Genomic DNA, 7997 nt, shown 5'->3' with positions numbered 1-7997 from the left:
CCCCGCCCGGAGGCGGGCCGATGTGGGCATCGGCCCCTATGTGGGACACGGGCGGCCACAAGGGCCGCCCCTACGGGTAAGGGGGCGTATAGAGGGTGTAGGGGCGGGTGCCCACACCCGCCCGGAGCTTATCCCTTCTGATCCAGATAGCGGCTGTAATACACCTGCATGTCGAAGTCCTTGTAGAGCTGGGTGACGTCCTTGGCGGTGACGCCGAAGTGGGCCAGGGCGGTGTCCTCCACATAGTCCAGGAAGATCACGCCGTCCACGGTGTTGAACCAGTTGAACTCCATGCCCTGGGCGGCGCAGTCGGCCTCCAGGCCGTCGATGAGGGTCTGGACATAGGGCAGATACTGCCCGGCGGTGACGCCGTTGGTGAAGAGCACGTCGGCGGGCTTGAGGTAGGCGGCGGTGAACATGGCGTAGTCGGCGGGAGTGAAGCTCTCCCGCAGCTCCGGCCGGGCGACCCGGGCCACCATGGCGGCGGTCTCCGCCCGGGTGAGGGTCTTGTCGGGGGCAAAGGTGCCCCAGTCGTCCACGCCGGTGAGGATGCCGGCGTTGTAGAAGGACAGCACGGCGGCGTCGGCGGTGTCGGGCAGGGCGGTGATCTGGTTGATGGGGGTCAGCATATCCTCGGGCACCACGGCGGCAAGCATGGCGATGAACTCCTGGCGGGTGGCCTGCTTGACGGGATCGGGCACCTCCACCCCCAGTTTTTCCAGATAGTCCACATAGGAGGCGTACCAGGGCAGGGTGGAATCCACCAGGTAAATGGAGTCGCCGGTGATGGCCTCGTTCATGCGGGCGGCGATGGCGGCCACCTCGCCCACGGTAAGCACCTGGTCGGGGGCAAAGCCGGCGCCGGTGCCGGTCATGAGGCCCACCTCATAGCAGGTCTGGACGGTGGCGGCGTACCAGGCCGAGCCGGCCACATCGGCAAAGCCGGGATAGGTGTTGACGGCGGGGAAGGCCTCCTCCGGCGCGATGGCGGCGGCGGAGCCTGCCAGCAGGGCGGTGGAGAGAGCCAGGGCGATGAGCTGCTGTTTCATGGAACATTTCCTCCTGTACGTCGGGTTTTCCCCATTTAGACGGGGACATGGGGAGAAAGTTCCATCAGGCCTCCGGCTCTTGGATGGGAGTACCGCCCGCCCGGGCCGCCAGCCCGGCCTGCACCAGGGCCACGGCCTCCCCGGCCGTCACGGTCTGCTGCTGCCCGGTGGTCAGATCCTTTACCGTCACCTTGTTCTGCTGAATCTCGTCCTCCCCCAGGAAGGCGGCGTAGGGGATGGACAGCTTGTCCGCATAGGACAGCTTCTGCTTGAACTTTTTCTTCTCGCAGTGGAGCTGGGCGCGCACCCCCGCGTCCCGCAGGGCGGTGGCGAAGGAGATGGCGGGGGAGAGCTCTTCGGTCATGGGGAGGATCAGCACGTCCGCCGGGGCGGTGACCAGGGCGTCGTTCAGATAGCCCTGGGCCTCCAGTACGGAGAACAGGCGGGTCAGACCGATGGAAATACCGACTCCGGGGAGTTGTTTATCGGTATAATATTCCGCCAAGTTATCATAACGGCCCCCGGAGCAGATGGAACCCACCTCCGGGTGATCCAGCATGACGGTCTCGTACACGGTGCCGGTGTAGTAGTCCAGGCCGCGGGCGATGGTGAGATCCACCGTGAAGTGCTCCTCCGGCACGCCGAAGGCGGACATATACCTGACCACGGTCTCCAGCTCGGCCACGCCTAGATCGAAAAGCTCGTTCTTCCCCTTGAAGGGCTCCAGCGCGGCCATGGGATCGCCGGCGGCCAGGAGGGCGAGCAGGGCGTCGGCCGCCCCGCCGGGTACGGCGAAGTCGTCCGTCAGGATGGCGCGCACCTTCTCCGGGCCGATCTTCTCCAGCTTGTCGATGGTGCGCATCACGTCCCCGGCCTGCTTCTCCAGGCCCAGGATGGCGAACAGGCCGTTGAGTACCTTCCGGTTGTTGACCCGGATCTTGAAGCGGCGCAGACCCAGGGCGGTAAAGGTCTTGTAGATGATGGAGGGGATCTCTGCCTCGTTGGTGATGTCCAGGCTGCCGTCGCCGATGACGTCGATGTCCGCCTGGTAGAACTCCCGGTAGCGGCCCTTCTGGGCCCGCTCTCCCCGGTAGACCTTGGAGATCTGGAACCGGCGGAAGGGGAAGGTCAGCTCATTCTGGTGCAGGGCTACATACTTGGCCAGAGGCACGGTGAGATCAAAGCGGAGGGCAAGGTCGGAGTCGCCCTTGGTGAAGCGGTAGATCTGCTTCTCCGTCTCGCCGCCGCCCTTGGCCAGCAGCACCTCGGCCGCCTCGATGGCCGGGGTGTCGAGGGGGGTGAAGCCGTACAGGGAATAGGACTTGCGCAGAATCTCCACCATCCGGTCGAACTGTACCTGCCGCGCGGGCAGCAGCTCCATGAAGCCGGACAGGGTGCGGGGTTTGATCTGGGCCATAGTGATGCTCCTTTTTAACAGTAATTGAGGCTGCTGCCCGCGCCGCCGCGGAAGCGGCGTCAAGCGTTTTGCGCAGCAAAACCTTGGAACAGTCCGAATTCACTTCGGCTTGTTTGAATGAAAAAGAGGGGCCCCGGCGGGGCACCGACCCGCTGGGGTCAGCAGTTCCATGAAGCCGGACAGGGTGCGTCCCGTCTCCACAATGGCCGGGCCGATGTAGGCAGAAGGTGAATTGCCCCAGAGGGGCAAGAGAGGCCGCCCTGGGGCGTCGGCCCCTACCGGGCGGCGGGGGATTCAGAGGCCGCAGGTTGGGCCGTAAAAAGGCGCTCTCGTCCCCTTCCACGGGACGAAAGCGCCTGCTTTCGTGGTGCCACCCATGTTCAGAGCGGAATTCCGCTCCCTCTGTCCTTCTGTTGCGGGAAGGGGACCACACCCGTCTCCGGGCCCGCTGGTAAGGCCGTCTCCCGGCCTCCTGCCGCGGACGCTTTCAGCCGGAGGCGCCCTTCTCTGCTGCGGCGGTGTGGGCGGTACTTGCCCCGTCAGGGCGGTTTTTGCTCCACAATACTACCCCAAAGCGGGGAAAAAGTCAACCGGGAACCGCCCAGTTACGCGGTAAAGGGCTTGGTCTTGGGGTTGATGATATCGCGCCAGTCCAGATCCCCCCGCGCCCCACCCGGTGCCTTGCACCGTGCGGGGACCCCGGTGATTTTATTTGCGACCGCCGGAACTAAATTTCGTCGGCCTTCGGCGGCATACGCCGCCGCGCCGCCCGTAGGCGGCGTCCTGGAGCGGGGGGACGGAACGAGCTACGGCTCAGGCGGTAAAGGGCTTGGTCTTGGGGTTGATGATATCGCGCCAGTCCAGGTCCCCCCGCTCCAGGCCGTGGATGAGAATCTCCGCCGTAGCCACATTGGTGGCGAAGGGGATGTTGTACTGGTCGCAGAGAGTGGTAATATACTTCAGATCCGCGTCCAGATCGTTGGACTGGGGGTCGGAAAAGAAAAGCACCATGTCGATCTCGTTGTAGGCGATGCGGGCGCCGATCTGCTGGCTGCCGCCGTGCTCGTGGGAGAGGAAGAGCTGGACAGGCAGGCCGGTGGCCTCGGCCACCAGGCGGCCGGTGGTGTTGGTGGCGCAGATGGTATGCTTGGAGAGAATGCCGCAGTAGGCAATGCAGAACTGCACCATCAGCTCTTTTTTCCGGTCATGGCTCATCAGGGCAATATTCATCGTACTAACCTCTCTTCCACAGCGTGTTGCGCTTATCGTATTTTCATAAGGGGGGCCTTCTGGCCAAGCAGGCGCTTGGCAATGTTGAGATAGGCGACGGCGGCGCCCCGGCTGGCCCGGAGAATGAGGGGCTGGCCCTGGTTGGCGCACAGCATCACCTGGGGATCCTCCGGCACAATGCCCAGCAGGGGCAGGCCGGCGGCGTCCATGGCGTCGTCAATGGTGGTGTGAAGGCGGCGGAGCAGCCGGGGTTGTACCCGGTTGACCACCAGATGGATGCGGGGGATGCGGTTCCGGAGCACCGAAACCGTGCGCTGGGCGTCCCGCAGGGCGGAGGCGTCGGTCGTGGAAACCACCACGGCCCGGTCCGCCGCACAGCAGGCCAGACGGAACCCCTCGCCCAGCCCTGCTGGCGAATCCATCAGGATGTAGTCGTACCCCTCCCTGGCCCGGTGAATCAGCTCCTTCATGGCCGCCTCGCTGAGCGGCGCTTCGGGCAGGGTGACGGGGGCGGTGAGGAGGAACAGGCCCTGGATGACGGGGTGGGGGACGGCGGCCCGCTCCAGTGTGCAGCGGCCGCAGAGCACGTCAGTGAAGTCCATCAGCGCCCGGTCGCTCAGACCCAAGGTCAGGTCCAGGTTGCGCAGGCCGATATCCATGTCGATGCAGAGCACCCGGTGGCCCAGCGCGGCCAGACAGGAGGCTACACCGCCGGTAATGGAGGTCTTTCCCGTGCCGCCCTTTCCCGACGTGATCACAATTGCAGTGGACATAGGTTCACTCCCGTTGTTTGACGTAAATACCATATCATACTTCCACAGTGGAATCAATGGGTTTTTGTGCAGAATAGTGAGAAAATTCCTGCTACAGCGGGGCTTTCTGTATCTTTGCCCACCGGCGGGGGTAGCCCTTGGGGGTGGGGGCGCACTTCTCCACCAGCACCACCCGGTGGCGCACATTGGCGCCGGGAATGACATAGTCCACACTGGGCAGCAGCCGCCCGCCGAGGATGGAGATGCACCGGGCGGCGTGGTTGATCTCCTCGCCGCTGTCCACGCCCTTCATGGCCAGAAATCTGCCGCCCACCTTCAGATAGGGCAGACACAGCTCGCACAGGAGCTCCAGGGAGGCCACGGCCCGGGACACGGCGTAGTCGAAGCCGTCCCGGTAGCCGTCCACCAGGGCCTGCTCCTCCGCCCGGGCGTGGAGGCACTCCACCCCCTCCAGGCCCAGGGTATCGCACACCGAGGCAAGCCAATTCACCCGCTTGCCCAGGCTGTCCAGCAGGGTGAGCTGAAGGCTGGGCTCCAGGATGCGCAGGGGCAGGCCGGGGAAGCCCGCGCCGGTGCCCACGTCGATGAGCCGCTTGTCCCGGAAGTCCTCCCCCAGGGTGAGCAGGGCGGCGGAGTCCAGAAAGTGGAGATCGGCCACCTGATCGGGCTCGGTGATGGCGGTGAGGTTCATGACCTGGTTCTGCTCCAGCAGCAGACGGCCGTACTCGGCCAGCCGGGCCGCCGCCCCGTCGGGGGGCGTGAGGCCCAGGGCGGTCAGGCCGGAGGCAATACGCGCTTGCATGCTCACACCCCCAGTCCGGCCAGCAGAGCGGGGACGCCCTGCACCAGGCCGATTACAAAGATCACTCCGCAGGCCGCCGCCAGCAGGGCCATGCAGGCCTTTTTGGAGTAGGTGCACTCCGGCCGGCGGAACTGCCAGACGGCAATCACCGCCAGTCCGGCGGCGCCGGGGCAGACCAGCAGGGGGGCCAGCCCCCGGAGATAGGTTCCGCCGTGAAAAAACGGGTAGAGGTTGAAGGCGACGAAGATCAGCATGTAGACCACGCCCACCCAGGCGATGATCCGCTTGACCGGGGAGGCGGGGGTGTAGGAGGACGGCTCCTCCTGGTTTTTATTATCTGGTAGTTCAGCCATTTTTTTGCTCCTTCAAAAGATCCTGGATCTCCGTGAGGAGCGCCTCCTCCGCCGATGGCTTGGGGGGCGGGGGAGGGGCGGCCTCCTCCTTTTTGTGGAGACGGTTCAGCAGCTTGACGATGCAGAACACCACAAACGCCATAATCAGGAAGCTGAGCACGGCGTTGAGAAAGCTGCCCAGCATGAGGTCGCCGCCGCCGGGCAGGGGGATGGCCAGGCCAGCCAGGGCCTCATTGTCCCCGGCAAAGATGCCGAGCACCGGGTTGAGGATGTCGTTTACCAGGGAGTCGGTGATTCCCTTGAACGCGCCGCCGATGATGACGCCGACGGCCAGATCCATCACATTGCCCCGGGCAATGAATTTGCGGAATTCGGCCAAAAAGCCGGTGGTTTTCTCTTTAGCAGACATAAAAACTCCTTATTTAAACGATAAGCGACAAAAGAACGGGGAGAATAGCCCCAGTTAGGGATTCTTGACACTCCAGCCCCAGTCCATATCCATGGGGGGCGTGTGCGGGGTGGGGGATTCCAGGCCGTACTTTTCTGAGATGGCGTCAATCTGCTCCTGGGTAAGCGTCTCCTCCGGCTGGGCGGATTCCGCGGGCTGGGGCCCGGCGGCACAGCCGCCCAGCAGCAGGGCGGCGGCGAGCAGGAGAGCGGCGGCCGGTAAGCGGTGCTTCATGACAAAGGCGCTCCTTTCAATACGTGGGAGAGCGGCTTACTGCTTGGGCGTCAGCACTTCCTTGCCGCCCATATAGGGCCGCAGGGCGGCGGGGATCTTCACGCTGCCGTCGGCCTGGAGGTTGTTCTCCAGGAAGGCGATGAGCATGCGGGGAGGGGCCACCACGGTGTTGTTGAGGGTGTGGGGCAGGTAGGTGCCGTTCTCCCCCTTGACCCGCATCTTGAGGCGGCGGGCCTGGGCGTCGCCCAGGTTGGAGCAGGAGCACACCTCGAAGTACTTCTGCTGGCGGGGGCTCCACGCCTCGATGTCGCAGGACTTGACCTTGAGATCGGCCAGATCGCCGGAGCAGCACTCCAACTGGCGCACGGGGATGTCCAGAGAGCGGAACAGCTCCACCGACCAGCGCCACATCTTCTCGTACCAGTCCATGGACTCCTCGGGCCTGCACACCACCACCATCTCCTGCTTCTCGAACTGGTGGATGCGGTAGACGCCCCGCTCCTCGATGCCGTGGGCGCCCTTCTCCTTGCGGAAGCAGGGGGAGTAGGAGGTGAGGGTCTGGGGCAGCTTGTCTTCGGGGATGATCTGGTCGATGAACTTGCCGATCATGGAGTGCTCTGAGGTGCCGATGAGGTAGAGATCCTCTCCCTCAATCTTATACATCATGGCGTCCATCTCGGTCTGGCTCATGACGCCCTCCACCACGTTGCCGTGGATCATGAAGGGGGGGATGCAGAAGGTGAAGCCCTTGTCGATCATGAAGTCGCGGGCGTAGGCCAGCACCGCCTCGTGGAGGCGGGCGATGTCGCCCATCAGGTAGTAGAAGCCCGCGCCGGATACCCGGCCGGCGGCGTCCATGTCGATGCCGTCGAAGGACTCCATGATTTGGGTGTGGTAGGGGATTTCAAAGGCGGGGGTTGCTGCCTCGCCGAAGCGTTGCACCTCCACGTTGCAGGAGTCGTCGGGGCCGATGGGCACGGAGGGATCGATGATGTTGGGGATCTGGAGCAGGATGCGGCGGATCTCCGCGGCCAGCTCGGTCTCCCGGCCCTCCAGGAAGGCCAGCCGGTCGGCGTCGGCCTTGACCTCGGCCTTCAGCGCCTCGGCCTCCGCCAGCTTGGAGGGGTCTTTCTTGGACTGCCCCATCAGTACGCCCACCTGCTTGCTCTTGGCGTTGCGGGCGGTGCGCAGTTCCTGGGCCTCCTGGATGGTACGGCGGTTCTCTGCGTCCAGCTCCAGCACCTGATCCACCAGGGGGAGCTTCTGTTCCTGAAATTTCTTCTTGATGTTCTCCTTCACGGCGTCGGGATTTTCCCGGATAAATTTAATGTCCAGCATGGTTGATTCTCCTTCAATAAAGTGGTGTGAGATAAACCCGTAGGGGCGACCCTTGTAGTCGCCCGCGGGCGACCATAAAGCCGCCCCTATAGGGGAGAGAAAAGTGCGAAGCGGGTCGCGTGGGGAAGCGGAGGGACAAGGGAGTGGAATGGATATCCGGCGCACAGCGCCGGATGAAATGGAGCGGACTTTGTGCAGATGGGGCCCCCACGGGAGCCCAGCGGAGCGGGTCGCGTGGGGAAGCGGAGGGACAAGGGAGTGCAATGGATATCCGGCGCCGTGCGCCGGATGGAATGGAGCGGACTTTGTGCAGATGGGGCCCCACGGGAGCCCAGCGGAGCGGGTCGCGTGGG

Annotated in this window: 9 protein-coding genes; all 9 read right to left on the bottom strand. The window is 64.3% G+C overall.

What is annotated here, in order from left to right; genetic code table 11:
• Positions 1-128: 128 nt before the first annotated feature.
• The 9 genes from HMPREF0372_RS08720 to serS all read right to left on the bottom strand — a co-directional run bounded on the left by HMPREF0372_RS08720 (position 129) and on the right by serS (position 7644).
• The gene (locus HMPREF0372_RS08720) at positions 129-1049 is read right to left on the bottom strand and encodes an S-layer homology domain-containing protein (protein WP_007491023.1); all 921 of its coding nucleotides are present in this window, start codon (positions 1047-1049) and stop codon (positions 129-131) included.
• Positions 1050-1113: 64 nt separating this feature from the next.
• Complete coding sequence (gene hisS, locus HMPREF0372_RS08715) at positions 1114-2466, bottom strand: histidine--tRNA ligase (RefSeq protein ID WP_007491021.1); 1353 nt, start codon at positions 2464-2466, stop codon at positions 1114-1116.
• 813 nt (positions 2467-3279) lie between these two features.
• Positions 3280-3696, bottom strand: coding sequence for a methylglyoxal synthase (locus HMPREF0372_RS08710; RefSeq protein WP_007491017.1), 417 nt, complete (start codon positions 3694-3696; stop codon positions 3280-3282).
• Positions 3697-3728: 32 nt separating this feature from the next.
• On the bottom strand, positions 3729-4469 hold the full coding sequence (gene minD / locus HMPREF0372_RS08705; protein ID WP_007491016.1) for a septum site-determining protein MinD: 741 nt from the start codon (positions 4467-4469) through the stop codon (positions 3729-3731).
• A 91-nt stretch (positions 4470-4560) separates the two neighbouring features.
• Positions 4561-5271, bottom strand: a complete 711-nt coding sequence (gene rsmG / locus HMPREF0372_RS08700) for a 16S rRNA (guanine(527)-N(7))-methyltransferase RsmG (protein WP_007491014.1) — start codon at positions 5269-5271, stop codon at positions 4561-4563.
• A gap of 2 nt (positions 5272-5273) precedes the next feature.
• The gene (locus HMPREF0372_RS08695; RefSeq protein WP_007491012.1) at positions 5274-5624 is read right to left on the bottom strand and encodes a hypothetical protein; all 351 of its coding nucleotides are present in this window, start codon (positions 5622-5624) and stop codon (positions 5274-5276) included.
• Positions 5617-6033 (bottom strand): large conductance mechanosensitive channel protein MscL, encoded by a 417-nt coding sequence (gene mscL, locus HMPREF0372_RS08690; protein ID WP_007491009.1) that lies wholly within the window; start codon positions 6031-6033, stop codon positions 5617-5619. The genes HMPREF0372_RS08695 and mscL overlap by 8 nt, the downstream gene beginning before the upstream one ends.
• A gap of 54 nt (positions 6034-6087) precedes the next feature.
• Positions 6088-6306, bottom strand: coding sequence for a hypothetical protein (locus HMPREF0372_RS08685; RefSeq protein ID WP_007491007.1), 219 nt, complete (start codon positions 6304-6306; stop codon positions 6088-6090).
• 36 nt (positions 6307-6342) lie between these two features.
• A complete protein-coding gene (serS, locus tag HMPREF0372_RS08680) occupies positions 6343-7644 on the bottom strand; it encodes a serine--tRNA ligase (protein WP_007491005.1) in 1302 nt (433 codons plus the stop codon).
• Positions 7645-7997 lie beyond the last annotated feature (353 nt).

The organism is Flavonifractor plautii ATCC 29863, assembly GCF_000239295.1.
GTDB lineage: Bacteria > Bacillota > Clostridia > Oscillospirales > Oscillospiraceae > Flavonifractor > Flavonifractor plautii.
This window is presented reverse-complemented; position numbering and strand designations above follow the sequence as displayed.

What these genes read in the sequence shown, in the direction of transcription:
- serS (WP_007491005.1), bottom strand. Translation starts at nt 7,644, where the DNA reads ATGCTGGACATTAAATTTATCCGGGAAAATCCCGACGCCGTGAAGGAG.
- minD (WP_007491016.1), bottom strand. Translation starts at nt 4,469, where the DNA reads ATGTCCACTGCAATTGTGATCACGTCGGGAAAGGGCGGCACGGGAAAG.
- rsmG (WP_007491014.1), bottom strand. Translation starts at nt 5,271, where the DNA reads ATGCAAGCGCGTATTGCCTCCGGCCTGACCGCCCTGGGCCTCACGCCC.
- mscL (WP_007491009.1), bottom strand. Translation starts at nt 6,033, where the DNA reads ATGTCTGCTAAAGAGAAAACCACCGGCTTTTTGGCCGAATTCCGCAAA.
- HMPREF0372_RS08720 (WP_007491023.1), bottom strand. Translation starts at nt 1,049, where the DNA reads ATGAAACAGCAGCTCATCGCCCTGGCTCTCTCCACCGCCCTGCTGGCA.
- HMPREF0372_RS08695 (WP_007491012.1), bottom strand. Translation starts at nt 5,624, where the DNA reads ATGGCTGAACTACCAGATAATAAAAACCAGGAGGAGCCGTCCTCCTAC.
- hisS (WP_007491021.1), bottom strand. Translation starts at nt 2,466, where the DNA reads ATGGCCCAGATCAAACCCCGCACCCTGTCCGGCTTCATGGAGCTGCTG.
- HMPREF0372_RS08710 (WP_007491017.1), bottom strand. Translation starts at nt 3,696, where the DNA reads ATGAATATTGCCCTGATGAGCCATGACCGGAAAAAAGAGCTGATGGTG.
- HMPREF0372_RS08685 (WP_007491007.1), bottom strand. Translation starts at nt 6,306, where the DNA reads ATGAAGCACCGCTTACCGGCCGCCGCTCTCCTGCTCGCCGCCGCCCTG.